The 26,933-nt window shown below is 69.0% G+C and carries 18 protein-coding genes; 6 read left to right on the top strand and 12 right to left on the bottom strand.

Translation table 11 applies throughout. The features are described from left to right. Positions 1–4: 4 nt before the first annotated feature. Positions 5–1,828: an asparagine synthetase B family protein gene (locus E8A74_RS12940; protein WP_136929288.1), complete on the bottom strand. Its 1,824-nt coding sequence runs from the start codon at positions 1,826–1,828 to the stop codon at positions 5–7. 77 nt (positions 1,829–1,905) lie between these two features. Between E8A74_RS12940 and E8A74_RS12935 the strand changes: the two genes are divergently transcribed. Further along, positions 1,906–2,478, top strand: a complete 573-nt coding sequence (locus E8A74_RS12935; RefSeq protein ID WP_136929287.1) for a class I SAM-dependent methyltransferase — start codon at positions 1,906–1,908, stop codon at positions 2,476–2,478. A gap of 6 nt (positions 2,479–2,484) precedes the next feature. On the opposite strand, the gene E8A74_RS12930 is transcribed toward E8A74_RS12935, so the two are convergent. From E8A74_RS12930 to E8A74_RS12900, 7 genes are read right to left on the bottom strand one after another with little or no spacing between them, the layout of a single operon-like run. Then, positions 2,485–4,200 (bottom strand): asparagine synthase-related protein, encoded by a 1,716-nt coding sequence (locus E8A74_RS12930; RefSeq protein WP_136929286.1) that lies wholly within the window; start codon positions 4,198–4,200, stop codon positions 2,485–2,487. After that, the gene (locus E8A74_RS12925; protein ID WP_136929285.1) at positions 4,200–5,732 is read right to left on the bottom strand and encodes an MOP flippase family protein; all 1,533 of its coding nucleotides are present in this window, start codon (positions 5,730–5,732) and stop codon (positions 4,200–4,202) included. The genes E8A74_RS12930 and E8A74_RS12925 overlap by 1 nt, the downstream gene beginning before the upstream one ends. Then, positions 5,729–6,766: a GDP-mannose 4,6-dehydratase gene (locus E8A74_RS12920; protein ID WP_211365347.1), complete on the bottom strand. Its 1,038-nt coding sequence runs from the start codon at positions 6,764–6,766 to the stop codon at positions 5,729–5,731. The genes E8A74_RS12925 and E8A74_RS12920 overlap by 4 nt, the downstream gene beginning before the upstream one ends. Further along, complete coding sequence (gene rfbF / locus E8A74_RS12915; RefSeq protein WP_232379526.1) at positions 6,751–7,539, bottom strand: glucose-1-phosphate cytidylyltransferase; 789 nt, start codon at positions 7,537–7,539, stop codon at positions 6,751–6,753. The genes E8A74_RS12920 and rfbF overlap by 16 nt, the downstream gene beginning before the upstream one ends. Before the next feature lie 12 nt (positions 7,540–7,551). Continuing rightward, positions 7,552–8,733: a glycosyltransferase gene (locus E8A74_RS12910; protein WP_136929284.1), complete on the bottom strand. Its 1,182-nt coding sequence runs from the start codon at positions 8,731–8,733 to the stop codon at positions 7,552–7,554. Next, a complete protein-coding gene (locus tag E8A74_RS52205) occupies positions 8,730–9,680 on the bottom strand; it encodes an NAD-dependent epimerase/dehydratase family protein (protein WP_170229093.1) in 951 nt (316 codons plus the stop codon). The genes E8A74_RS12910 and E8A74_RS52205 overlap by 4 nt, the downstream gene beginning before the upstream one ends. Then, on the bottom strand, positions 9,677–10,522 hold the full coding sequence (locus E8A74_RS12900) for a class I SAM-dependent methyltransferase (protein ID WP_136929282.1): 846 nt from the start codon (positions 10,520–10,522) through the stop codon (positions 9,677–9,679). The genes E8A74_RS52205 and E8A74_RS12900 overlap by 4 nt, the downstream gene beginning before the upstream one ends. Before the next feature lie 107 nt (positions 10,523–10,629). On the opposite strand from E8A74_RS12900, the gene E8A74_RS12895 reads away from it, so the two are divergent. Both E8A74_RS12895 and E8A74_RS12890 read left to right on the top strand, forming a co-directional pair. Continuing rightward, entirely contained in the window at positions 10,630–11,370 is a 741-nt protein-coding gene (locus tag E8A74_RS12895; protein WP_170229092.1) for a class I SAM-dependent methyltransferase, read from the top strand. A gap of 13 nt (positions 11,371–11,383) precedes the next feature. Then, a complete protein-coding gene (locus tag E8A74_RS12890; RefSeq protein ID WP_136929280.1) occupies positions 11,384–12,310 on the top strand; it encodes a glycosyltransferase family 2 protein in 927 nt (308 codons plus the stop codon). On the opposite strand, the gene E8A74_RS12885 is transcribed toward E8A74_RS12890, so the two are convergent. Genes E8A74_RS12885 through xseA form a run of 3 tightly spaced genes read right to left on the bottom strand, consistent with a single transcriptional unit; the run spans position 12,264 to position 16,652 of the window. Next, on the bottom strand, positions 12,264–14,264 hold the full coding sequence (locus tag E8A74_RS12885) for an amylo-alpha-1,6-glucosidase (RefSeq protein WP_136929279.1): 2,001 nt from the start codon (positions 14,262–14,264) through the stop codon (positions 12,264–12,266). The two genes, E8A74_RS12890 and E8A74_RS12885, sit on opposite strands and share 47 nt — an antisense overlap. Next, entirely contained in the window at positions 14,261–15,193 is a 933-nt protein-coding gene (locus tag E8A74_RS12880; protein ID WP_232379525.1) for a shikimate dehydrogenase family protein, read from the bottom strand. The genes E8A74_RS12885 and E8A74_RS12880 overlap by 4 nt, the downstream gene beginning before the upstream one ends. Then, positions 15,186–16,652: an exodeoxyribonuclease VII large subunit gene (gene xseA, locus E8A74_RS12875; RefSeq protein WP_232379524.1), complete on the bottom strand. Its 1,467-nt coding sequence runs from the start codon at positions 16,650–16,652 to the stop codon at positions 15,186–15,188. Before xseA ends, E8A74_RS12880 begins: the two co-directional genes overlap by 8 nt. Before the next feature lie 382 nt (positions 16,653–17,034). Between xseA and accC the strand changes: the two genes are divergently transcribed. After that, complete coding sequence (gene accC / locus E8A74_RS12870) at positions 17,035–18,585, top strand: acetyl-CoA carboxylase biotin carboxylase subunit (RefSeq protein ID WP_136929277.1); 1,551 nt, start codon at positions 17,035–17,037, stop codon at positions 18,583–18,585. A gap of 49 nt (positions 18,586–18,634) precedes the next feature. On the opposite strand, the gene E8A74_RS12865 is transcribed toward accC, so the two are convergent. After that, the gene (locus E8A74_RS12865; protein ID WP_136929276.1) at positions 18,635–19,126 is read right to left on the bottom strand and encodes a hypothetical protein; all 492 of its coding nucleotides are present in this window, start codon (positions 19,124–19,126) and stop codon (positions 18,635–18,637) included. 774 nt (positions 19,127–19,900) lie between these two features. Between E8A74_RS12865 and E8A74_RS12860 the strand changes: the two genes are divergently transcribed. Continuing rightward, positions 19,901–20,248 carry a DUF6968 family protein gene (locus E8A74_RS12860; RefSeq protein WP_136929275.1) on the top strand — a complete coding sequence of 116 codons (348 nt, stop codon included), beginning with the start codon at positions 19,901–19,903 and terminating at the stop codon, positions 20,246–20,248. 84 nt (positions 20,249–20,332) lie between these two features. Then, entirely contained in the window at positions 20,333–26,869 is a 6,537-nt protein-coding gene (locus E8A74_RS12855; protein ID WP_136929274.1) for an SIR2 family protein, read from the top strand. Positions 26,870–26,933 lie beyond the last annotated feature (64 nt).

Here is a 26,933-nt window from a genome sequence, read left to right as displayed (position 1 = left end):
GCCCTCAGGTCACACGCACGATCGCGGACTCGGCCTCGCGCAGCTCGCCTTCGAGCTCCACGACCGTGAGCAGGCCGAGCACGATCCGCAGGATGCGCGCCTTGTGCGACCGCGCGTGCAAGAGCAAGAGCGGCGAGCGCAGGGCCGTGCGCGCCCGCGAGGACACGGGCTGGGGCACGCCGAGCACGACCGCGGCCACGTCGAGGAACGCCCGCAGGCGCGCCGGGACCACGAGGGGTTCCAGCAACGAGCTCGCGTCTTCGAGGCGCTCGCGGATCACACGCCACTGCCCCACGAGCGCGGGCTCTTGCCAGCCCGAGCCCAGGATCGGACGCGCGTGCCGCACGGGCTCGGTCGTGATCGCCGCGCGTGCGTTCGTGCTCCGCGCGACCATGTCGGCCTTCCACGACGCGTTCGCGAAGGGCAGCTCCACGAGCTCGGGCCAGAGCCGCGACATGAGCTCGAAGTGCACGCGATCACTCGTGCGGTCCGCGAGCGGCAGCCCCCCGAACGCGCGCTGGATCGCGGGGTGGTAGAGCAGGTTCAGGACGAGCGCGGTGATGCCGTCGCCGAGCCGCGCCTGGCCGATCCAGCGCGGCACGTACTGCCGCGCGTAGTAGGCCTCGTGCAGGTGCTCGGGCGCCGTACCGCGATCGAGCTCGCCCTTCATCCAGCGCGCCGTCCGCGTGATCTGCGGCGCGAGCGCCTCCGGGCGGAGCACGCCGCCGAGGTTCGGCGAGCTGAACCAGAAACGCGCGGCGGCCTCGGGATCGGGCGAGGCTGCGCCGCGGCTGCGGTAGAGCTCGCCGAAGAGCCCGTGCAGGCCGAGGCGCGCGTGGTACGTGACCGCGCCCGTCATGTCCCACGCGTTGAGCGCGCCCTCGGTCAGCGCCACGTGGCGGCGCATGTCTTCGAGGATGCGGGTGCGCGGCGGCGGGCTCTTCCGTTCGAGGTTCAGGCCGAACCGATCGGCGATGCGCCGCGCCGCGAGGTGATCGGCGTGCTCGGGCGGCACGCTGATGTAGAGGCTCGCGCGCTTCTCCAGGCCCGCGCTCTTCAAGGCCGCGAGGACGAGCCGGCTGTCCTTGCCTCCGGTCAGCGCGGCGAGGATCGGTTTGTTCGTCCCCGCGATCCACGCGAAGTTCGAACGCAAATGCTCCGCGAGCGTGTCCCAATCGGGCGCCGCGCCCGGGATCGCGGGCTCACCGCCGCCGAGCGCGCGGATCTCGACGGGGCCCGCGTCGCGGGGCACGACGACGGCCGTGTGGGCGTCGACGAGCCGCACGCCGCGCACGGCCGTGCCTTCGGTGCAGACGAGGTAGCCGGGCGAGATGAGCCCGCCGAGCGCCTCGAAATCGGGCACGGGGCGCGGGCCGAGCGCCTTCATCAGCTCCCAGAGCAGGCGCGCGCGGTTCGAAACCGCGAAAAACCCCGGCTGCTCCGTCATGTACACGTGCTCGGTGCCGACCGGATCACAGGCCACGAAGAGCCCCTCGTCCGTGAGCTTGCACATCGACCACTCGCCGTGAAACCGGCGGCGCAGGGCCGGGGCGTCGGCCTCCCGCAGCACGTCCGCCGCGCCGAGGAGGCGGCGATCGTCGGCCACGCCGTACCCCGTGATCACCGCGGCCCCGCTCATATCCTCGTGCCAGCGCGGCTCGGGCCAGAGCCCCTCGTCGCGGAGGAAGGCCCAGAGCTGGATGCCGCCGCGCGCAGCCGAGAACCGCGCCTCCGGCACGAACGGCAAGGCGCGATCGAGGCGCGCGGAGAGGCCCTCGGGCAGGCCTTGGGGGTTCTTCAGGCGGAGGGCGAGGTAACACGAGGACATCGGCGCGCCGGGGCCTGTATACCCGATCCCGAGGCTCGTGCTTGCGCGGAGGCGGCCTCGTGTGACAAGGGGTTCGGGTGTTCGTCGACGAGTCGGAGTGGATCCGCGACGTGCTCGAAGCAACGCCGCTCGAAAAGGGCGCGACGGTGCTCGACATCGGCTCCTCCACGCTCCACTTCCGCACCGTCGTGCAGCCGCACCTCGATCGGAACGTGTTCGCGCCGCTCCGCGCGCGAGGCCTCGAGGTGCTGCACCTCGACGCGCGGCCGGAGCCGGGCGTCGACATCGTCGCCGACGTGACGAACCTGAAGGGCGTCGATCGCACCTTCGACCTCGTGCTCTGCACGAACCTCCTGGAGCACGTGACCGATCGCGAGGCGACGCTCCGTCACGTGGCGCGGGTCGTCGCGCCCGGCGGCCTCCTCGTGCTGACGGTGCCGCGTCGGTACCCGATCCACCGCGATCCGATCGACACGGGGTACCGCCCGACGGCGGCCGAGCTCGCGGCGCTGCTCGGCTGGCCCGACGTGCTGCGCCAGGAGGTCCTGACCATCCGCGCACCCGAGCACTACCAAGGCTTCAAGCGCGCGCTGCGGCGGATCTTCTCCCCGTGGCAGATCGCGTGCGTGCTCGCGCGAAAGCCTACGTAAAGCGGCTCAGCGCGGCGCCCACACGCGCTCGGAGAGCACCAGGCTCGCGAGCAGGGCGATCTGCGGCATGCCACGGCGCGAGCCCGCCTCGACGCCCGCGAGGAGCCGCGCGACGGAGGCCCGATCGAAACAGCCGAAGCGATCGACCCCGGTCCGCGGATCGAGGAGCAGGTCGCGGAGAAACCCACGAAGCCGCGCCGATCTGCGGAAGACCGCGTCGTGATCGAAGAAGGCCGCGGCGGGCGGATACGGCGGCTTGCGCAGGCGGCGGACGAGCGTCTCCACGACGCCCCCGCGCGGCACGGGCCAGCCGATGCGCTGCCAGGGGATCGCCGCCATGTGAGGAAATCCCTCCCAGAAGAAGGAGGCCTGGAGCGCGGCATCGAGGCGCGCCTCGGGCGCGACCGCGAGCAGCCGATCGATGAAGCCCGGCGCGAAGAACGGGAACGCCGAGCGCGCCACGCCGCGCCAGAGCAGCGGGCCGTTCACCGTGAAGCGCCGGATGCGGTGCCGCAGGATCCAGAAGTCGGACCAGCGGGGATCGTCGAGCGGATCGGCTTCGAGGCTCTTCGTGAGGGAGGCGCGGGCGAGATCAAGCATCTCGCCGCGGGCCTCGGGCACGAGCAGCTCTCGCCAGGCCGGGCGTTCGAGGCGAGCACGCGAAGCCCAGAGCAAGCGGTGGCGCGCCTCGGGGCTCCGCGCGGTGAGGTGCTCGCGGCGGAGGAAACTCGCGCCGAGCACGACGTCGCCGGCAAACCCGTCGAGCCGCAGCATCCCCTCGGGGAACGAGCCCGTCAGGCTGATGCCGTAGGCGTGCAGCAAATTGAGCTGACCGTCCGTCAGCGCGGACGCGCGGACGGCGTGATCGACGAGCCAATCGTCGTCGAGGCCAAGCGCGCGCCACGGGACGCCGAGCACGCGGCAGACCTCTTCGGCGATGCCGATGTCGGGCGTACGCTCGCCGGTGCCGGAGAACGTGAAGGCCGAGGCAGACGCACCCGCGGAGGCGGCCGTCGCGAGCAAAAGCCGCGAGTCGAGGCCGCCGCTCAGGGGAACGACGAGCGGCTGATCCCCGCGGGTCGCGAGCGCGTCCGCGAGCCCCTCGCGCCAGAGCGGGATCAACGCGGAGACGGCCGCAGCCGGCGACGTCCCGCGATCGATCGGAAGCTCGGCGTACCGGAAGCGCCGCGGAAAGCTCGGGCCCGCGGGGCCGATCTCGAGGGCCGCGCCTTGTGGCAGCGCGTTGACCTCGCGGCGCAACGTGCGCTCGCCGAGCAGGTGGTCGAAGGCGAGCAGCTCGGCGAGCGCGTGGCGATCGAGCGAAGAGCGCGGCGCGAGCTGCCCGAGGCGCCCCGCGGACGTGGAGAACACGACACACGCGCCCACGGTGCGGACGTAGACGAGCGCGAAGCCGTGGCGATCGACCTCGACGACGGCCACGCCCCGCGCGGCATCCCAGCGGCAGAGGAGCCACGGCGGGACGAGGCGCGCGGCAGGGCTCTTCTGCTCATCGCCGCCGAAGCCGATCGCATGCCCCGCGGCGCCGGGCGCGCCGGGGCAAACGATGCGCTCGCCGGCATGCTGCGGGAAAAGGGCCGCGCGGAGAGGACCTTCGTGCAGCGACGAAGCCGCGCTCCCGAGATCACGCGTGAGCTCACGAAAAAGCGCGGCGCCTTCGCGCTCGGCCCCCGCGGGCGTGTACACGCCGACGAGCGTCGGCATCAGTGTGCCTCCTTCGGGGCCGCTTCCTCGGCAGGCGTCTCGGCCTCCGTCGGGGCCTTCGCGGGCGCCTTCTTGTCGCGCTTGAAGAACCCGAGGAACGCGCGCACCTCGGCGGTGATCGGCGGGTAGATCACGCGCAGCGTCGCGACGTACACGAGCAGCATGATCAACGTGAGCCCCCCGAGCCGCGCGACGTCTCCGACGACCCCCGCGGGCAGGAGCGTCGCGAGCTCGAGCCGCGCGATCGCCCCGGCCGCGGTCGCGACCACGACGGCCACGGTCGGCACGACGAGCACGCCGAGCAGCCGCGAGAGCTTCATCTCGATGTAGCGGCACGCCAGCCACTCCGTGAAGAGCGTACCGGGCACGCAGAGGATCGAGATGCTCACGGCGACGCCGAAGGCCCCCCAGTTCACGCCGATGATCAGCGCCACCGTGAGCCCCACGAGCCACGCGATGTTCCAGTAGAGCTCCACCGCGGGTTTGCCGCGGGACTTGAAGATGATCCCCACGAGCGTGCCCACGGCCTTCAGCGCACCCGCCACGCTGAGCGCGCGCAGCGGCCCCACCGCCGGCAGCCACCGCGGCCCGTAGAGCAACGCCACGAGCTCGGGCGCGACGACCGCCACCCACGCGAGGATCGGAAAGCTCACGATCGCCACGGCGCGCGTGATCTTCAGGTACGTCTCGCGCATCTCGTCGAGCTTGTCCTGGATCGTCGCGAACGCCGGGAACATCACCTGGCTGAAGAGCGAGGCGATACGCGTCAGCGGGAACGTCATCGTCTCGTACGCGAACGTGTACGTACCGAGCGCCGCGGTCCCGAGCCGCTTGCCGACGATCATGTAGTCCATGTTCGCCGACAGGTAATTGATGGCGCTCGCCCCCGCGACGTACGCGCTGAACGAGAAGAGCTCACGCGCATGCGTCCACGTCGCGCGAAAGCGCGGCCGGAACGGGCTCGACAGCGTGTACGCGACGACGGACACGACATGGCTCGCGAGCGGCCCGAACACGAGCGACCAGTACCCGACGCCGAACGCCGCGAGCCCGAGCGTCGCCGCGCTCGCCGCGACGTTGCGCCCGGCCTCGATGGCGGCGACACGCCCGAAGCGAAGATCACGCCGCAAGAGCGCGGCGTGCGTCGAGGCGAAGGGGCCGATGAGCAGCGGGAGCGCGGAGACCACGACGAGCGACACCACGCGCGGCTCGCCGTAAAAGGCCGCGAGGGCCGGGGCCGCGGCGACGCTCGCGACGAAGAGCACGGCGCCCATCGAGATGCTCATCCAGAAGGCGGCGTCGCGGTGGCCGTCCGAAAGCTCCTTGCGCTGGATCGTCGCGGCCGTGAGGCCCATGTCGCTCAGCGCGCCGAGGAAGCCGAGCAGCACCGTGCAGAGCCCGACGAGGCCGAAGTCCTCGGGCACGAGCAGCCGCGCCAGGACGAGCGTCCGCACCCAGCCGAGGGCCGTGGCGAAGGTCTGGCTCGCCCCGAGCGCGACCCCGCCGCGCGCCGCGCTCCGTAGAAGGCTCATCCGGCGGCGCGGCGGCCTTCACGCGCGAGGAAATCGCGGTACCAGGCGGTCGTGCGATCGAGGCCGGCGACGAGCCCGTACCGGGGCTTGATGCCGAGCACGCGCCGCGCCTTCTCGGCGTCGAGGTACTGGTGCGCGATCTCGTGCGTCGCTTGCCCGCGCACATCCGGCTCCAGCGTCGACCCCATACGCTCCAGAATCGCGCGCGTCATCTCCAGCACCGTGAGCTGGTTGCCCGCCGAGATGTTGAAGGCCTCGCCGTGGACGGCGGGATCTTCCATCGCGCGGGCGAGATCGAGGTACGCGTCGACCGCGTCTTCCACGTAGAGGTAGTCGCGGATGAGCGTGCCGTCGCTGCGGATGACGGGCCTGCGGCCGGCGACGATGTCGCGGATCACGCCGGGCACGATGCGGTTCCAGTTGAGATCCCCGCCGCCGTAGAGGTTCGCGCAGCGGGTGATGGTGATGGGCAGCCGGTAGGTCACCCAGTACGTCCGGGCGATGAGGTCTGCACACGACTTCGAGACGTCATACGGGTGCTCGCCCCGCAGCGCCATCGCCTCGGTGTAGGGCAACGTCTCGTGCGAGCCGTAGGCCTTGTCGCTCGACGCGAGCAACACGCGGCGCACCTTCGGCGACCTGCGCGCCGCCTCGAACACGTTCCACGCGCCGGCGACGTTGCTCTCGAACGTGCTCACCGGGTTCGCGTTCGCGATGCCCACGATGGTCTGCGCGGCGAGGTGGAAGACCGAGTCGATCTCGTGCTCGCCCATCACGCGTTCGAGCAGCTCGCGGTCGCGGATGTCGCCGCTCACGAGCGTCATGCCCTCGGCGATCGTCGTCCCCTTCGACCCTGCAACGAAGAGCCTCGACGTGGGCACGAAATCGCGCACGAGGCCCACGACGTTCGCGCCGAGCGACACGAGCCGCTCGCTGAGCCACGATCCGAGCAGCCCCGTCGCGCCCGTGACGAGGACGTTCCGATCGCGGAAGAACGCGCGATCCGCCTCCTCGTCCCTCACCAGACCTTCCACGGCGCTCCTCCTGTCCAGAGGCTCCGGAGCATCTCCAGATCACGCATCGTGTCCATGCACTGCCAGAAGCCGCGGTGCTCGTAGACCATCAGCTCGCCGTCCTTCGCCAGCCGCGCGAGGGGTTTTCCTTCGAGCACGCAGCCGTCGTCGTCCTCGAGGTAGTCGAAGAACTTGCGGCTGAAGACGAAAAACCCGCCGTTGATGCAGCCGTCGTGCATGAGCGGCTTCTCGTTGAACTCGACGACACGCGAGCCGTCGCGGAGCAGCTCGCCGAAACGCGACTGCGGGAAGACGCCCGTCACCGTGCCGATACGCCCGTGCTCCCGGTGGAACGCGAGCAGCCGCCCGATGTCCACGTTCGACACGCCGTCGCCGTAGGTCACGCAAAACGTGTCCGTATCGACGTACTTCTCGATGCGCTTGATACGCGCCCCGGTCATCGCGCGCTGGCCGGTCTCGGCGAGCGTCACCCGGAAATCTTCTTCTTCGGCGGCCGGCGACTCGTGCAGCGTGATCGCGCCGCCCTTGCCGAGATCCAGCGTGAAGTCGCGGCTCATGGCGCGGTAGTCGAGGAAGTACTGCTTGATGACCTCGCCCCGGTAGCCGAGGCACACGATGAAGTCGCGCAGCCCGTGGTGCGCGTAGCTCTTCATGATGTGCCAGAGGATCGGACGATCCCCGATGGTGATCATCGGCTTCGGCCGAAACTCGGTCTCCTCCCGGAGACGCATCCCCTGGCCACCCGCGAGGATGACGACCTTTTCACGCGACACGGCCAAAAGCGTTTAATCGAGAGACCGACGCAGAGCAAGCGCGGCTAGCGCGTCGTAGTGCGCCTCCAGCGTGATGGCGAGCTTGCGCGCGTCGTAGGTCGCGAGCGCTTTCTGCCGCGCCGCCTCGCCCATGCGCGCGCGGAGCGATACGTCCTTCGCGAGGCGCACGAGGCCCGCGGCGAGGCCCTCCTCGTCACGTTCGGCGTAGAGCAAACCGCTCTCACCATCGACCACGATCTCCGGGATCCCCGCGTGCCGGCTCGCGATCGCGGGCAAGCCCGTCCCGGCGGCCTCCACGAGCACCGTGGGCACACCTTCCTTGTCGCCGTCCGCCGCCGTCACCGAGGGGCAGAGCATGAGCTCACTCTCGCGCATCACGACGGCGGGATCCGTCTTCGGATCGAGGATCTCGACGTGGGGCCCGAGCCCGAGCTCCTCGATGAGCGCACGCAAAGGCGCGCCGAGCGGCCCAGGCGCCGGGAGCCAACGCACGCGTAGATCCACGCCCGCGGCCCGCGCCCGATGCACCGCGCGGAAGCCATGGGCGAATCCCTTCTTCTCGATCTCGCGGCCACACATCACGACCGAGAGCGGCCCTGTGCGATCGGCGCGCGGCGCCGGGCGGAAGCGCTCGAGGTCCACGCCGTTCGGGTGGATGCGGAGCTTCGAGGCGGGACATCCGAGCCGCACGAGATCGTCGCGCATCGCGGTCGAGAGCACGAGCACGAGATCACTTCCCTCGAAGAGCGCGCGCTTGCCGAGGATGTAGTGCCAGTAGCGCCGCAGGTGCTTCCGCGGTTCGAGGAGGATGCCGACGTCGCCGCCGTAGAACGAGGTGACGACCGGCAACCCGAGCTTCTTGCCGTACACCGCGGCGATGAGCCCATTCGTGCCGAACTGACCATGCAGCACCGTCGCGCGCGTCTCTTCGAGCGCCCGCATCCACGCCGGATCGAGCGTGAGCCTCCCGTGCAGCGGGCGGAGCGCCTGGCCGATCTTCGAAGGCTGCCTTCGCCCGAGGATCCGCGGCTCGGTCCAGGGGAAACGCTCCTCGTTGGCGACGCGGTTGCAGAGCGTGATCGCCTGGTACCGCGTGAGGGAGCGCATCTGGTTGAAGAGGAACGTCTCGGTGAACGAGAACGCCGTCCCGAGGAGGAACGCGACGGCGGGGCGCGCGGGCTCGGGGCCGCTCACTTGGAACGCTCCTCCCGAGCCGCTTCGATCGTGCGATCGATGCCCTCCTCCAGCGACACCTCGGGCTTCCACCCGAGCCGCGCCTCCGCGGGCGCGGGATCGCCGTAGTGCGCTTCGGGCTCGTCCGCGGGGCGCGCCGTCGCGCCGAGCACGGGCCCGCCGTGCGCCGGCTGGATGCGATCGACGACGAGGCGCACCACGTCGGCGACTTGCCGCGGCACGCCCGTGCAGAGGTCGATCACGCGCCCCACGGCGTCGGGCGCCGTCGCGGCGAGGGCCACCGCGCGGGCCACGTCGCCCACGTACACGAAATCGCGCCGCTGGAGGCCGTCGGTCATCGGGAAATCTCGACCTGCGAGGCAAGCGGCGATGAGCGCGGGCAAGAGCTGTCGCGGCTGCGCGCCTGGCCCGTACACGAGGTACGGCCTGAGCACGACGGCCGAGAGGCCCTGGTCACGCAGCGGCCCGAGCACCATCGCGTCCGCCTCGGCCTTCGTGCGCGCATATGGCGTCCGCGGCGCGACCTCACCTTCCGCGTCATGCGGCGAAGGGAGCTTGCCGTACACGTCGCTCGTCGACACCACGACGAGCCGCGCGCCCAGCTCGATCGAAGCCTCCGCGAGCCCACGCGTCACGCCCACGTGGAGCGCGCGCATCGCCTCGACCTCGTCCTCGGGAGCACGGGCGCGCGCGTCGGCCGCCAGGTGGATCACGACCTCGGGCTGCGCCCGCGACATCTCCGCGCGGACCGCCTCCGCCGCGCCGAGATCGACCCTGCGAAGCTCCGTGCGATCGAGCCGCGTCCCGGCCACGCGAAAGAGCCGCCCGAGCTCCGAGCTCGGCCGCGCGAGCAGCGTCAGGCGCGCTTCCTGGTCGAGCAGCGCTCGCGTCACGTGCGCGCCGAGGAACCCCGTCGCGCCCGTGATCAGCACGCGGAGGCGGCTCACGGCCGGCCCTTCGTTCCCTTCGCCTCGACGTACACGAAGAGGTTCACGCTCGTCTCCTCGCGGAAGAGCCCCCGCGCATACCGCTTCGCCTTCCACCACGAAAACTCGCCCGGGAGCCGCTCCCGCCCCGCGGCGAACGCCTCCCGATCGAGGTCCACGATCCGCAGCCGGAGCCCCGGCCTCCGCGATGAAAGCGCCCGCAGGATCCGCACGACGCGGCCCTTCGTGATGTACTGGATCGTGTCGAGACCCGCCGTCGGCTTGCCGAGCGCCCGCAGGTAGGCGCGCGCGAACGGCCGCGGGAAGAGCGGCAGCCAGGGCAGCCGGTAATGCCCCTCGAACGTGCCGCGGTAGTCCGGGCAGCGGAGGTGGATCCCGCCGCCGGCCCGCGTCACGCGCACGAGCTCCGCGAGCACGCGGTCGACGTCCTGCACGTGCTCGATCGTCTGGTAGCTCGTCACGCAGTCGAAATCGTCGTCGGGGAACGGGAGCGCTTCGCCCACGCCGTCGTGGAAGCGGCTCATCCACTCCGCGGGGTAGCCGCGCTCCTTCGCCTTCATCCCGTTGAAGGTGTGTTTCCACCCCTCGGGATCGATCCCGACCATGTCGTAGCCGTGGAGCAGCCCGTAGAACACGGCGCTCCCGCAGCCCGAGGCCATGTCGAGGATCCGCTTCGCCGAGGGCAGCGCGGCCTCGATCGTGTCGAAGCGATGCTTCGAGTTCGTATCGTCGGCCATCCACGCTTCGACCACGCCGTCGAGGAACGAGCGCGGCGGCAGGCCGAACCACGCGCTGTATTCACGTTCGAGCTCGGCGCGCAGGAAATCGCGGGCAGCGGACATAAGCGATGCCCGGGTATAGGGCCCCTCGCCGATCGATGCAACCGCGCGCGGCGCCGAGGGGCCCTCGTGACTTGACGCATCCGAGCGCGCGTGGCACTCGGCCGTCCGTGGCGCGTGACGAGGCCCGCGCGGCGGGCGAAGGCGACGAAGCGGAGGAGATACGCCGCTTCTACCGCGAGCGTTTCCTGCCGCAGAACGCGTGGTGGCCGATCCTGCCGCACGCGTACCTGTGCCAGCGCCAACGCCAGCGCCGCATCCGCCAGTCCTTGCAGGAGATCGGCGTCGCCTCCTTCGAGGATCTCCGCGCGCTCCGGGTGCTGGAGGTCGGCTGCGGCGGCGGCTCGAACCTCGCCTGGCTCGTCGAGATGGGCGCAGATCCCACCGGGCTCGTCGGCGTGGACCTCGTGCCCGAGCGGATCGAGCAGGCGCGGCAGCGCTGCGCCGGCGTGCGTTTCCTCGCGGGCAACATCCTCGAAACGGACGTGGGCGGCCCCTTCGACGTCGTGATGCTCTTCGCGGTGCTCACCTCGGTCACGAACGCCGAGACGAAGCAAAAGATCATGGAGAAGTGCTTGTCGCTCCTCCGCCCCGGGGGCGCCTTGCTCTTCTACGACCTCATGACCCGCCGCGAGGATCCGGGGACGCCGAACTACAAGAAGCTCACGTACGCGGAGTTCGAAGGGTACCTCGGCGGCCGCCGTCCCCGGTATTTCAAGCGGGACTACCTCCGGCGTGACGTCGCCGAGCGTATCGTCCCCCTGCCCCGCGTCGGGCTCTTCGCCGCCGAGGTGCTTCAGGCGATCGGCTGGTTCAACATCGAGGCGACCTTCGCGCACGTGCGCGCCTGAGCCCCCTCTCCGCATGAACGCACCTGCTTCGAGCGCGCCGCTCCTCACGATCGGCATCACCTGTTACGCCGAGGGCGACTGGCTGCTCGACTGCTGGAACAGCGTCCTCGCGCAGACCGATCCCCGCTGGTGCGCCGTGCTCGTGATGGATGGAACCGAGCACGCGCGGACGCGGGAGATCTTCGCGGCGCTGAACCATCCGCGCCTCGTCAAGTACGCGATGCCCACGAACATGGGCCCGTACCCGACGCGCAACAAAGCCTTCGAGCTGACCGAGACGCCCTTCCACTTCTACGTCGACGGCGACGATCAGCTCGTGCCGAGCAGCGTCGCGCTCGTCCTCGACACCTTTGCGCGGCACCCCGACGCGGCCTTCGTCTACGGCGACAACGAGCGCTTCGGCGCCTACACGCTCGTGCACAAGCACCGGCGCGAGGTCACGTGGGACGACTTCATCACGGGACAACCCACGCCCGGCCCCTGCGCCTACCGCAAGGATCTCTGGGTCGAGCTCGGCGGGTACACGGACGAGCTCGCGCGCGGCAACGGCGACTACGACTTCCTCATCGGCGCCGCCGAGGCCGGCCGACGTGGCTACCACTGCGGCGAGATCCTCTACCGCTACCGCGTCGGCAACGCCGCGAAGGTCTCGAAGAGCTACGACCGCCGCTACCACGAGACACACGAGATCATGGTGAAACGGCACCCGCGCTTCTTCGCGGATCCCGCGCGGCGGGATCGTTTCCTCGCCCTCGCCTACCTGCGCGCGGCCGAGGCGAACCTCGCCGTTGATCCACGAAGGGCGCGCGAGCTCGCGCGGAAGGCCATCGACCTCGGCCTCCGCTTCGACACGCGCCCGTGGAAGACCCTCGCGAAGGCGGGCCTCGCCGAGCTCAGCCGAGCACGTTCTTCCAGGCGCGGAGCAGCTCCGCCACGCTGAAGGCCTGCGCCGGCCCGCCGTTCGGCGAGAACGGCATCACGCCGCTCGCGAGCTCGGGCACCTGCCCCACGGCGATGTCCCGATCGGCCGCCGCCGCGATCAAGTCCGGTAGCTCCACCACGAGCGGATCCTCCGCCGGCAGCACGCTCCGCACGGCGCGCGCGTAAAACCCGAGCAGCCACGGCCAGGCCGTCCCCTGGTGGTACGAGGCGTCGCGCTCGAACACGTTGCCGCCGTAATACCCGCGGTACGACGCGTCCGAAGGCGCGAGCGTCCGCAGCCCCGCGGGCGTCACGAGCTCGGCCCGCGCCCGCGCGATCGTCGCGCGCGCCTGCTCCGGCGAGAAGCAGGCCGGATCGATCGCGAGCGCGAGGATCGCGTTCGGCCGGATCGACGCGTCCACGAAGGCGGTCTCTCCCTTTGGCGTCTCGGAGATCACGTCGAACGGGTACGACGTCTGCTCGCACCAGAACCGCGCGTGGAACGCCGCGCGCGCCCGCCTGCAGGCGATGTCGGCCCGATCGGCGAGCGAGCCTGCGCCCGCCGCGTGCGCGAGCCGCGCGAGCGTGTGGCAGCCGCGCGCCCACAACGCGGAGAGCTCGATCGCGCAGCCCACGCGTGGCGTCACCGGGACGCCGAACGCGCGCGCGTTCATCCACGTCGGCGCGTCGCCCGGCTTGCCCGCGGCGAGCAGCCCATCCGCCGTCACGCGGATCCCGTTCGGCGCGTCGCCGCGCAGGATCGCCTCGAACGACGCCGTCATCCCGGGCACGAGCTCGGTTTGCAGGAAGGGATCCGACGCGCCGAGCACATCGGCAAAACACCGCGCCGCCTCGAAGAGCCAGAGCGTCGCGTCGGCGGACGCCGTGTCCGCGCGGCCGTCTTCATCGGCCCTCCGGCTCGGCACGAGCCCGCCTTGCATGCTGGCCACGATCCCGCGCGCCACGCGCTTTGCTTCTTCGATCTTGCCCGTCGCGAGGTAGAGCCCCGGCAGCGCGATCAGGCTGTCGCGCCCCCAGCCCTCGGCCCACGGGAAGCCCGCGACGATCGCCGGCTCCGGCGCGAGATCCGCGCGGTAGAGCTCCGCCGCGACCGTGAGCTTGCGCTCGAGCGCGGGGACCGAGGGGCCCGGATCCTCGGCTTCGAGCGCCGCCGTCGTGGCGGCGATGAGCTCCTCGGGTTTGCCCTCGGGCAGCTTCTCCACGCCGACGACGAGGAAGCTCGGCGCGCCCGATCCATCCGCGCGGATCTCGAACACGCCCGGCGTCCAGAGATCCTCCTGGAACTCGAGCCCGCGATCCCGTTCGAGCAGGTACTCGAAGCGCCGCCACCAATCGGGCGATCCCACGAACGTGCCTTCGTAGCGGAAGCAGAGCTTCGGCAGCGCGCGCATCGGGCGCACGCGCATCTCGCCGGCGCGCAGCTCCACGCGCTGCTCCATCGCCCCGTGCTCGCGCATGAGCCGGTGCATGTGGCGCATCGCGAGCAGCGGCCGCAGCGTGATCACGACCGGATGCGGCCCGCGCCACGTGTAACGCAGCACCACGGCGTTCTCGCCGCGCACGAGCGAGAGCAGCACTTCGAGCTCGCCGCCCGCGACGCTGTAGGTCCAGCGTGGCACCGGATCCTGATCGAAGCGGTCGAGGTAAAACGGCCCGCGCTCCGGGTTGACCCCCGGGAACTGGTGCGTCGCGAGATCCCACACCCCACGCGGCGCGAGCGACTTCACCGCCACGTCGACGTGCGAGAGCACGACGTGCCGCGCGCGCGGCGGCTCCAGCGCGGCGACGAGCAGGCCGTGGTAGCGCCGCGTGTGCATGTTCGCGATCGTCGAGCTCGCGTACGCGCCGGCGCCGTTGCTCGCGACCCACTCACGGAAGAGCGCGCGGCCGAGATCCCGCCGCACATCGACGTGCGGCCAGATCGACACGCCCGGAGCGCCGCTGCCACTCATACCGTGTGCCCTCCCCGATCGAGCGCGCCCTCGGCGGCCCGCCGCATCACGTCGAGCGGCGGCTCTTGCCCGGTCCACAACACGATCGAGCGGGCGGCTTGTCGCACGAGCATCCCGAGTCCGCCTTCGGCCTGGATGCCCCGGGAGGCGGCGGCGTGCAGGAACGGGGTCATTCTTGGGGTATACACGACGTCGTACGCGAACGCGTCGCTTCCGAGATCGTCCCAAGGAACGACATCCCGGACCGACTCGCCCGGGTCCTTGCCGAGCATGCCCGCGCTCGTGGCCTGCACGACGAGCGAGGCGCCCCGCGCGAGATCCCACCACTGGAGCCGGAGGGCCTGCGAGGCGAAGCTATCGGGCGCGGGCTCGCCCGGCCCGGGCCAGGGCAAAGGCAGCGCCCCCATCCGCCGCACCTGCTCGGCCGACGGCGATGTCTCCACGTTCTCCGACCGCGCCCACGAGCGCGACGTCACCGCGATCAATTTGAACCCCAACCGCTTGCAGGCGGCCACGGCCGCGACCCCCGCCCCGCCCCCGCCGATCACCATCGCCCGCTTGCGCGACGCGTCGGGTGCAAGCGCCGCGATGTCGTCCGCCAGGGCGTCCGCGTCCGTGTTGTAGGCCCGGAGCCGGCCGTCCTCGCCGCGGCAGAGCACGTTCGCCGCGCCCGGCTCGATCGCGCTCGAATCGACCTCGTCGGCGTGATCGAGCACCGCGCGTTTATGCGGCAAGGTCACGTTCACCCCGCCGAGCGCACCCGAGCGCAGCTCGTCGAGGACGGCGACGAGCTCGGCCGCGGTCGGCACGTCGATCGCCCGGTACACGTGCGGCAGCCCCAGCGACGCGTACGCGACCGTGTGGATCACCGGCGAGAGCGAGTGCGCGATCGGATGCCCGAGGACGGCGAAGACCTTTCCCTCAGCCATCGCTGCCATTGCCTTCCGTCGGATCGATCACCGCCGTCACCTCGGCGCGCAGCGCGCCCTCGTGCACCCGCACCGTGATGGACTCGCCCACGGCGACCTCCTTCGCGGCCCGCACCGCGCGCCCCGACGTCGTCGTCGCGATGGCGTAGCCGCGGGCGAGCACGCCGAGCGGCGAGAGCGCGTCGAGCCGCGCCGCGTGTCGCCCGAGCGTCGTCCGCAGCCGCTCGACCCGCCGGCGCTCGGCCGCCACGAGCCGTACCTCGAGCGTCCCCGTCGCCGCGCGCGCCCCGGCGATCACCGCCCGCGGGTGCCGCGCCGCGAGCCGCCGCTCGATCTGCCCGAGCTCTTCCTTCCGCCGCGACGTCGACCGCTCCATCGCGCGTTCGAGCCGCATCGTCGCCTCGTCGAGCCGCTGCTGCCGCTCAGCGAGCAGATCCCCGGGTGAGCCGATCGAGCGCGCGAGCCTGTCGACGACGACACGCCGCCGCTCGATCGCCTGCCGCGTGGCGCGCCACATGCGCGTGACCAAGTGCCGGAGCTGCTTGCGCCGCTCCACCCGATCCGCGACGAGCATCTCCGCAGCCTGCGAGGGCGTGGCCGCGCGCGCATCGGCCGCGAGGTCCGTGAGCGTCACATCGACCTCGTGCCCGACGGCGCTCACGACCGGCACGGGAAAACTCGCCACCTTCCGGACGAGCGCCTCGTCGTTGAAAGCCGAGAGATCCTCCGCCGATCCGCCGCCACGCCCGAGGATCACGACCTCCACCTCGGGCACACGCGCGAGCTGATCGAGCGCGCGGGCCATCGACTGCGCGGCCCCCGGCCCTTGCACCGTCGCCCGCGCGAGCAAGATCCGCGGCGCGCCGCGCCGGTACGACACGGTCACGATGTCGTGGATGGCCGCGCCGTTGCCACTCGTCACGACCCCGATCACAGCCGGATCCGCGGGCAACACGCGTTTCCTCTCGGGCGCGAAGACGCCCTCCCCAGCGAGCTTCTGCTTGAGCCGCTCGAGCGCTTCGAGCAACGCGCCGCGCCCGGCCGGCCGCACATCCGACACGGAAAACTGGAGATGTCCCCGCGGCGCATACACCGTCGCGCGTCCGGTCAGCACCACACGCGCGCCGTCCGCGAGCAGCTTCCGCGCCCGCGGCGCGGCCGTCTTGTACATGACGCAGTTGATGAGCGCGTCCTCGCGCTCATCCTTCAGCGTGAAGTACGCATGCCCGCTCGAATGCAGCCGGAAGCCACCGACCTCGCCGAGAACCCGCACGTCCTGCGTCGCGGTCTCGACGACACGGCGGAGCCGCTGATCAAGCGCAGCCACGGAGAGGACCTCGGGCTCCTCCTCGGCGCTGCGGGTAGGAAAGGAGCTCCCCCGAGGCTGGTAGGCCGCCATCTCATCGGACCCTCCTGCCTCGTGGAAGGAGAGCCCGGGGCCCGATTCGCGTCGCTGCACGGGGGGCGATGGGTAGCTCGTAACGGCCCCGAGGGAAAGGGATTCGTTGCACAGAGCTGGGGCGTCGCCCCAGGCCCCAGCAGGGGGCTGTCCGCCCCCTGCACCCCGGACCAGCCAGGGGCTGGACCCGGGGTTGAAAAACTGCGCGCCGCGCAGTTTTTCAAACAGGCCGACGAAGAAGCCGGCTTGCCAGCCGAACCCGCCACGCGGCTGTCTTGGTGGGCAACGTCGTTGCTGGTCTTGACCCGGGCCTGTTCGATGAACTGCGCGATGCGCAGTTCATCGAGCTTGGGTCCAGCCCCTGGCTGGTCCGGGGTCGAGGGGGCGGACAGCCCCTCGCGGGGTCCGGGGCGGAGCCCCGGTGCGCGGCGCGCCGGTGCGCATGCTCAGCCACCCTCCCGGCCCGAGCCGTGCTACGTGGGCGTCCGTGATCCGCAAGGTCCTTATCGCCAACCGCGGCGAGATCGCCGTCCGCATCATCCGTACGCTGCATGAGATGGGCATCGCCGCTGTGGCCATCTACAGCGAAGCTGACCGTAAATCCCTGCATGTGAGGCTCGCCGACGAGGCTTACTGCATCGGGCCGGCGCCTGCGCGTGAGAGTTACCTCTCGATCGAGCGGGTCCTCGACGCTGCGCGCAAGTCCGGCGCCGACGCGATCCATCCCGGTTACGGCTTCCTCTCGGAGAAGAGCGAGTTTGCGGAGGCCTGCGAGCGTGCTGGCATCGTGTTCATCGGGCCCCCGTCCCGCGCGATGGCTGCGATGGGCTCGAAGACCGCCGCGCGCGCCAAGATGGCCGCGGCTGGCGTGCCGATCACGCCTGGCGGCGACGCGTCCACGGTTGAGGAAGCGCGCGTGACGGCCGAGCGCGTCGGCTACCCGGTGTTGATCAAGGCCGCGATGGGCGGCGGCGGCAAGGGCATGCGTCTCGTGCACAACGCGGACGAGATGCCGAGCGCGTTCGAGCGTGCCCAGAGTGAGGCTGCGCGCGCCTTTGGCGACCCGACGGTCTACATCGAGAAGGCGATCCTCCGGCCGCGGCACGTGGAGATCCAGGTCATCGGCGATCGCCACGGCAACATGGTCCACCTCTTCGAGCGTGACTGCTCGATCCAGCGCCGGCACCAGAAGGTCGTCGAGGAGACGCCTTGCCCCGTGGCGACGCCCGAGCTCGTCCGGCGCATGGGCGAGGTTGCGGTGAAGGGCGCGCTCTCGGTCGGTTACTTCTCGGCCGGCACGTTCGAGTTTTTGCTCGGCGAGGATGGAAGTTTTTACTTCCTCGAAATGAACACGCGCCTCCAGGTCGAGCACCCGGTCACGGAGTGGATCACGGGGACGGACCTCGTGGCCGAGATGGTGCGCGTGGCGGCGGGCGAGCAGCTCTCGTGGCGGCAGGAGGAGATCGTGCGTCGTGGGGCGTCGATTGAATGCCGTATTTACGCGGAGGATCCGATTGGCTTCCTGCCGAGCCCTGGCAAGATCGAAGCGCTCCGCGTGCCCGCGGGCCCGTGGGTGCGCGACGACGGCGGCTTTTACGAGGGCGCGACGGTGCCGAGCCATTACGACCCCTTGGTGTCGAAGGTGAGCGTATGGGGGCCGGACCGGAAGACGGCCATTCAGCGCATGCGCCGCGCACTGTCGGAATACGTGGTGACGGGCATCAAGACGAACATCGTTTTCCACGAGAAACTGCTCGCGCATCCGGCGTTCGTGGAAGGCCGTTACACGACGGGCTTCATTGAAGAGAACAAGGACGCGCTGCTCGGCTATTCGGACGTGCGCGAGGAAGACGAGGCGACGCTGGCCGCGGCGATTGCGGTGGCGGCGGCGCGGGCGGAGCGGAAGGCGCAGCGGGCGGAGGGGCAGGCGCTGGAGGATCGCGGGCGGCTTTCGCCGTGGGTGGAGCAGCACCGGGGGCGGGTGTTGCGGTAGCCTCGGCCGCGCCCCTCTCCCGCGCGGGAGAGGGGCGGGAGAGGGTTGATCAGCCGGTCGGCTCGCTCGACGCCTCCTCGTTGGCGCGCGCCTTCTCCTTGGTCGCGACGGCCTTGAGCGCGGGCGCGGACTGGTAGGCGAGCAGCTTCTCGAAGGGCGCGAGGATCTCGGCGCCGTCAGGGGAGCGATCCGCGCGGCGGCGGATCTGTTGCACCATTTCGCCGAGACGCATGGCGATCTCGTGACCCCGCACGAGGCGGGTTTCGTGGAGGAGCTCGAGGAGCTTCTCGACGGCGGGGATGACCTCGTCGATGCGCTGGACGTCGGCCCAGCTCGCGGCGAGGGCCTGGACCTCGCCCGGATGGATCGCCGCGCGCTGGATAGCGAGGGGCGAGGCGGTGACGAGGGTCTCGACAGCCACGTGATACCCGTCGCGGAGCTTGCTCAGGCGGCTGATGTGGTCGGGCGTGATGTCGACGAGGATGAGGTCCGAGAGATCAAAGACCTGGTCGTTCGGCTTGGGATGCTTGGGATCGGACATGGAGAGACTCCTCCCCGAATGCGGGGGGCATAGGGCTGTACTGTCGCGCGGCGTGATTGCAGCGCGGGTGTTGGATGAGGCCGTGTCTTCAAGATTAGGGGCCGAGCAAGAAAACGACGGGGACGGGGGCGCGGGGGGATGAAGGCGAAGGGGTGACGGGGCGGGGCCGAGTCTTCGGAGACACGAGGGCGTGTGGCGGATGAGGAGGAGGTCGGGGCAGCGGGAGGCGGGGACGAGGGGGTGACGGGGCGGGGTCGTTTGGGCGACGGACGGGCGAATCTGGGGAGGAGGACGAGGGCGTTGTCGACGGGATACGACCTCGTCGCTGGGGGGGACGGAGGCGTGCCGTTTGGAACGGTGAGGATGCTGCGTCAGGACACGACGTCATGCGTGCAGAAACAAGGCCAGGGACAGACGAGGGCCAGGGCGAGCACACCTCGGCAGCGAAGGCGAGGGACGCCAACGTGGACCGGCGTGATCGGCGCAGGTAAACTCCCCGAGGGGAGGGGTCATGCAACGGATCACGAGTCTTGGAAGCATCGTCTTTCTTATAACAGTCCTATTCGTGTCGCCGGAGGCGGCCGCAAACGGGGGCAACGACTGCCCACCGTCGAGCGTCGCGGGGCGATGCGAAGACCGATGCATCGAGCAATACGATCAAGACGAGGCGGATTGTCGACGATTGCCAAAAAAACAGTCGTCAGGCCTGCTTTACGAGGCCATGCGACGGCTGGCGAACTGCATGGCCAAGTGTCCGGATAGGTCGAAGAACGGATGCAAGAAGTAATCGCTGAAAGGCAACTGGACTTCTATTCACCGCGAGGCCGACGGCCGAAGAAGGTCATCGTCCGCATAGGCAAGGCCGAACTCGACGAGACAGGCGAGACCTGGCGCGCGCCCATCGAGATCCTTGGGCCCAAGGTCGGCCAGGTCTTCCGGAGTCGGGCGTCCGGTGTCGACTCCATGCAGGCGGTCATCGGGGCCATATGGCTCGTCCCGGTCCTTCTTCGGACCCTCACGAACGACACGGGCGGGCGGCTGGAATTCGAAGGGAGCGCCGATCTCGGCTTCTACATGGAGCCGCATGAGGCCTTCAAGCCCCCCGCATCCGCGAAGGAATGAGGCCGCCGTAAATCCTCAAGACGCGTAGCACGCTCCGCGATGAACTCGTAGGGCTGCTTGTAGTTCGCTACCCTCCCACCTGCCATGCTCAGCGCCTTCACGCGCATCGCCGTCGTCCAACTCGCGTACCACCCGGCGATCCTCCTGCAGATGCGCTCGCCGCTCGAGGATCCTGGTGGCGTCAAGCCTCTTCTGCCGTCCGACGTCCCCGCGACGCTCGTCAAGCCGTTCGACGATCTTCGTCTCCGCATCCGGACCGCGTACACGGCGTTCTCGCTTCGGCGAGTCAAGGCCATCCTCGAGGCGTGCCGCGGCTGGGGCGTGCGTCTCGTCGTCTTCCCCGAGTACAGCATCCCCTGGGGCATCCTCGAAGACGTCGCGCAGGCAGCACGCGACATGGTCGTCGTGGCGGGGACGCACATGGTCGACTTCGAGGTGCTCGAAGCGGGCATCTACGAGCGCCTGGGTCGTTCGAGCAACGCCTTGCCGATACCCCGGCAGGCGGTCGCCCCAGTGCTCTGCCGCGGAAAGCTCCTCGCGCTCTCGCCCAAGTTTCACCCCGCAACGGCCGTCGGCGAGGAGATCGAGGCCGGAACGTCGTGGGCGCCCGTGGATCTTCCCGAGGACATCGTAGGGCCGATGGGCGTCATGGTGTGTCTTGACTTCCTCCACCGCGAGAACGCCGAGCACCGGGCGCTGGTCACGGAGCCGCTCGCGCAATGCAGATTCCTCGCAGTGCCCAGCCTGACCGGGAAGCACACGGTGGGTGAGTTCGCGGCGAAGGCCTGGGAGGAGGCGAAGCGGTACGGGAGGCCCGTGCTCTACACGAACCAGGCGGAGCATGGTGGGACGTCGATCTTCGTGGACGAAGAGAAGCACTCGGACGTCCGGCCATTCCCTGAGCACGTGGGCCGCCTGGAGCCCGGGGAAGAGGGCGTCATCGTCGCGGATGTGGACCTCGGGTTCGTGCGCACGGGAGGCTCGACGCGTTACGACGCCCGCAGACCTGTACGCCCGTTTGCTGCGGCGACGCTCGTCTACCGCGCGCGCCCCGAGGACGACGCATATGCGGCATGGATCGAGGAAACGGCTCCGCTTCTCGCGGCGAAGGACATCTCTACGCTGCGAACGCTCAAGCAGCGTGTGGAGGCAAGCGCCACGGTCCGACAGAGCGCAGCCGGTAACGACATTGCCATGTCGCGCAGGGAGCGTCTGTCACGGCTTATCAGGGATCTGCGCCTGGTGTCGAACGTCGACGAGATCGGACGGCTCACGCGCGAGGTCGTGCTGCCTTCAGACATCGTTCCGTTCGACACGATGTGCGCTGCCCTCGCAAAGGGCGCTGCTGAAGCCATGCAACCGTGGCTTGTCGAGCATCCAGATCTGGGGCCGGACGTCGCGCGGCTGCGAAAGGCCGCGAGTGTGCTCGATCGCGGTACGTGGACGGATGCGGGACAAACTGCACTCAAGTCTCTTGTCGCGGAGGTACGAGGCGGAGGCAAAGTGGCGGAATCGCCAGCCCCCGTTTCCGCACGGGTGGTGCTTCCGGAGGGAATCCCCCCGGCGGCCCTTGGCGTGCGGAAGTATGGAGGGCTGGTCTTCTCGTTTTGCGCCAGGCCTGCCGAATTCCGGGAAGCGACGCACGCTCACCAGGCGGCCCCAAAGCATGGATTTACTGAGCTGTACTTGCGCCATGCGGAGGATGTGTATCAGCTTGCCCTCGCCGAAGGGGCGACGGGGATCGCGGTCGTAGGCATCTGGTCGGAAGCGCCCGTAGCCGGCACTCTCTTCGTGCTCGTTCCTCGAAGCAATCGCTGGATCGCATGGACGAGCACGACCGATCGGTGGGTCGAAACGAAGCGTGCTGTGATGGTGGAGGGGCTCTGCTCGTTTGGGCTCAAGCTCGAAGGGACCGAAATTCTTACAAGGGCAGATCGGGAAAAGCGAGCGCGCCGGATCCTGCCACGCTTCGCAGGTGCGCAGACGCGGATCGATGCCCGCGTGGAAGATCGCCTGCGTGAGGTGGGAGGTCAATTCATTGAGCCGGCGGTGCGTGTTGACGGCACCGGACCCGAGCCGGCGCTCGCCGCGATGGATACGTGGCTCGCAGAGGGAGGGCAAACCGCGCTTTTGCTGGGTGAGTTCGGGACGGGCAAGTCGACCCTTCTTGCCCGCTGGGCCCAGGAGCGATGGCGCGCGCCCACAGGACCAGGGGCCCTTCTGGTTAACCTTGCGGGTGCGGACACGCACATGGTCGCAGAGCAGCTTCTGCTCGACGCCGCGGACGTGTCCGACGATTCCGCGAATCGCGCTGCCTTGGCATTACTCGTGCGCTATCAGCTGCTCGTCCCGTGCTTCGATGGTTTCGACGAAATGGCGACGCGAGTCGGGGAGGCCGAGCTGAGCGGCCGACTGGCAGGGCTGCTCGGGGTTGCGCGGGGAGGCGGACGGGTAGTGCTCTCGTGTCGCGATCACTACTTCCCCACGGAAACCGGACTGCGCGCGACGGCGGAGCAAGCGCTCGGGTCCTCGGCGGGCGTCATTCGGCGACTCGTGCTGCAGCTCTTCGATCAGTACCGAGTTAATGCACTCGTCAGCAGGGTCAAGGATGGGGAGATCGCGACACGAAAAGCGTTGGCGCAGCTCGATCGGACGTATGATCTCGGTGATCTGGTAAGGCGCCCGCTGCTGCTTGGCATGGTGCTGACGACGCTGGACAGGCTCGACCCTCAGGCGCGCGTCGGTACAGCGGACGTTTACGAGACATACCTTGCCAGGTGGCTCGAACAGACTCGCTCCAGGGATCCCGAGTGCTTTACCGACGCCCAGAAGATCGCGTTTGCCGAGGCGCTTGCAGAAGAGCTGTGGCGCACGGGAAAGAAGAGCTGCTCGTTGGTGGAACTGCGGAATTCGGTGCGGGAGCGACTTTCCAGAGAGCTGCCTGACGACATGCCGCGGGAAGCAGCCTACTTCGAGATACAAGGCGGCGCGTTCTTCGTGCGTGAGGGAGATGAGCGCTATCGATTTGCACACAAGTCGTTGCTGGAATACTTTCTGGCGAGATCGCTCGTCAGAACCTTGCCGATGAAGCCGGTGGAGGCCCTCACGACGAAGCGGCTCACGCCCGAGGTGGCAGCTTTCGTAGGCGAGGTGCTGCGTCGAGGAGGGGAACCGAAGGACGCGGCAGCGGTGCGGGTGATTCAGGACTGGTTGCGCAAGGGTAGGGGAACCGACCCTACGGCCACGGCCGGGGCGGCGGCGAATGCGCTGCTCTTGTTGCTCGGACTTGGGCGATGGGCGAAGGAGCCGGAAGGGTGGGCGCCCGAGGGAGCGGACCTGCGTGGAGTGCGGCTCGCGGGTGTAGACATGCAACGAATCGCGCTCACAGGTGCCCGCTTCGACGGTGCCGATCTTACGGGCGCCGACCTCCGAGGCGTCATGCTGGCCGCCGCGACCTTGAATGGAGCACGACTGAGGGGCGTGCGTCTTGATGGAGCGGTGCTCCAGCGTGCAAGCGCACGAGAAGCAGATTTCACGCAGGTGGAGGCGCACGGGGCCAATCTCGAAGGAACCGATCTGTCGGGTTCGGCGCTACGGCAATCGACGTGGACAGGATGCCGGTGGGAAGGGGCTTGCTTGGATGGGGCCGACGTAACGGCTTGCATTGCCCCGGAAGCGCCGTCCGGCAACGCCACGATCGGGGCCGACGCTGCGAGTCCAACGATGCTCGTCGAGCGACGGCGCATCTGCTCTGCCAAAAGCCCCGAAGGCCGGTACCTGGCGAGCGCTGAAGTAGACAACGTGATTCGCATCCGAGACTGCTCGGCAGATCGAGTTCTCGCAAGCTTGATGGCACCGGACGCCGTGACGCGTTCCATGACCTGGGATCCTTCGGGTACGCGGCTTGCTGCCCTTGGAGAGCGAGGGTTCGTCGCCTCGTGGGACGGAGTTGTCCCGAGGCTCGTGGCGCAATTCGAGGGCACTGCCGAGAGGCTCTCGTTCAGCCCAGATGGAACCAAGCTAGCCGGCTCGTTTATTACTGGCGAACGCCTCTTGGTTTGGGATGCCGTAAGCGGTAGACAGATTATCGCGCGTGAAGCATGGGCCCTCGATATGGCCTGGCATCCGCGTGCCCACATCCTAGCGCACTGTGGCCACAGCGTGGAAGTGCTGGACGTGGCGTCCGGGGCGTCGTTCGAGATCGCGGAGTACAGGTCGTGGCGGCGCGCTTTGCTTTGGAGCCCAGACGGCCGTTTTCTGGCTGGAACTTACGCGGAGAACTCGGGAGGGTGCGCCGCCCAGATCTGGGATGTGGAGCAGCGAAAAGAGATTTGGCACTTCCCCCTCGGGGAGGATACCGGACGACTCGCCTGGCAACCTGACGGTCGGTTATTCGTAGATACGGAAGGGGAGCGAATTATCTGGGACGGTCGCGACATACGTCGGGAGAACGCGACGGGTATCGAGCATCAAAGTGCGGATGAGCTCAGACCAGACTCCAGGGCTTCCTTTTTCGAGTCTTTTGCGGACCCGATCACCACCCAAGCCATCCGGTGGGATCCACAAGGTGCTTGGCTTGCCATCGAAGACGGAAGGCAAAAAATCCGCATCTGGAACGCGAAAACAGGCAGAGAAGCGCTCGTCATCGCGGATGCGCATGGATCGGTCTGGAGCCCCGACGGGGCACGGCTCGCCGCATTTGCAGCTCCAGTGCGCAGCGAGGACGAAGATAAGGTCATTCCCGGGCTGCGAATCTTCGACGCCACAAGCGGGGCTCTGCTCCTTTACATTGGTACCCCGTCGTTCGGACCATCTGAGTCGCTCCTGAGCGCATGGCCCGAAGAGGACACCCTTGTTGCGGGGACTGTCCATCGCATGGGAACCATTCACCTTGGCCGTAATGGCGACGGCAAGTTCGCCCTGATGCCCACGGACGAGCTCCCCGGATGGCATCCGGCTTGGGCGCTGAGCCCGAACTGCAAGAAGCTCGCACGCGCCTACCGGCGCGGCTCGTGGGAGGGGCCATCCGAGATCGACGTATTGGATTTCCAGACAGGGCAGCGCATAGCTCTGAAAGAGGTCCCCGAGACGGCGAATGTCCTCGTATGGCACCCATTGGGAGAGCGAATTGCCGGAGCCACCCCCTCGGGATATGTACGAATATGGGATGCGGTAACCGGACGTCTGCTTGGTAGGGCACGAGCCCCCGAGGACCAGGCCGCGATGGCGTGGCATCCCGATGGTACATCGCTAGCAACGACTGATAGCAATGGCTTAGTCACGCTTTGGAACGCATCTCCCTTAACGCCGAAGATACGCCGGGCGGTAACCGCCTGCCGTATTCGCGCGCTCGCGTGGCATCCGAGTGGGAAATGGCTCACGGGCCTGGCGTTGAATGACGTGGTTCACCTGATAAACCCTTCAACGCTGGAGACGGTCGCCGCCATCGAAATCTCTCCAAGCTCCCTACTCACCCGGACTGCGGAAGGGTTTTACGTTGCAAGTGGCAATTCCGAGCGGATCGGGCTTGCGCTCCATCACCCCGATCCCAGCTCAGGTACCGCGCTGTACCTTCCCTTGGCCGGATTGGGTGACGTCCTCTCCAACCCTGCCAAGGTCGAATCCGCTCTTGTAGGCGACATCTCTGGGAACGGCCTCTCCCAGGAACTCGCGAAGCGCGGCTGGGACAAGGGCATTCCGTGGGATGGTAAGCAACGCTACGTCCACGCCGCGTTTGCTACGCCCAACGCCATCGCCGCCTTTTCACCTCCCCAAAGTCCACCGATGTCCTCCGTCAAGCTCCCCCGCCTCCTCCTCGACGCCTACCGCAATGGCAAACTCGCCCTCTTCGTCGGCTCCGGCCTCTCGCTCGGCCGCGACGTCGCGGGAAGGTTCCCCACCTGGTCCCAGCTCCCCGAGCGCCTCCTCGACGCCTGCGCTCGTTACGATGCGCTGGACGGCGACGTGATCGCTGCAAAGAGGGCGCGGTTCAAGCCCGGCATGCGGCTCGAGAACATGCTCGCGGAGCTCGGGGCCTTGCGGACCGCACTTAGTCGGGACTACCAGAGCGCCCTTAACGACATCTTTCGCCCTGAAAACGCTGCGCCTGGCGAAGCACATCGCGCGCTCGTCAGCCTCGGGATCCGGGCCATTCTCACCACGAACTACGACCATCTCCTCGAAGACGTGCCCGAGACTCAGCGGCGCCAGCCCTACACCTGGAAGGACGCCGATCGGGCGCTGGGGGACTTGCGCGCGGGCCGGAAGGTGCTCCTCAAGGTCCACGGAACGGCGGAGCACCACGATACCGTCGTAATGTCGGAGGTCGAGTACAACCAGGCACGCGCTGACCGCTCCTACCAAGCCGTGCTGAGCTTCCTGCTCCAGGATCACGTGATGCTCTTCGTGGGCTACGACATGAACGATCCGCTCGACCTCGATCTTGCCTTGAAAGGCAACGCAGACGCGTTCCGGACCTCGGCACAGCGGCACTACGTGTTGCTCAAGGGGCCTTCCGATGCGGATCGGGATCGGATCGAGCGAGAGTACAACGTCCGCGTGATTCCTTATGCAGAGCATTCGGAGATTCCCGCGATCCTCCGAAGCATCGCGGACGCGTGACACAAGGGGGCCACGCCGGTCGTGCTCGCAGACGTCGCTTGCACCCGATGGCCGCCCCATCCGT

It is taken from the genome of Polyangium fumosum (assembly GCF_005144585.1).
Lineage (GTDB): Bacteria > Myxococcota_A > Polyangia > Polyangiales > Polyangiaceae > Polyangium > Polyangium fumosum.
The sequence above is the reverse complement of the archived record's forward strand: the minus strand, read 5'-3'. Positions and strand labels throughout refer to the sequence as shown.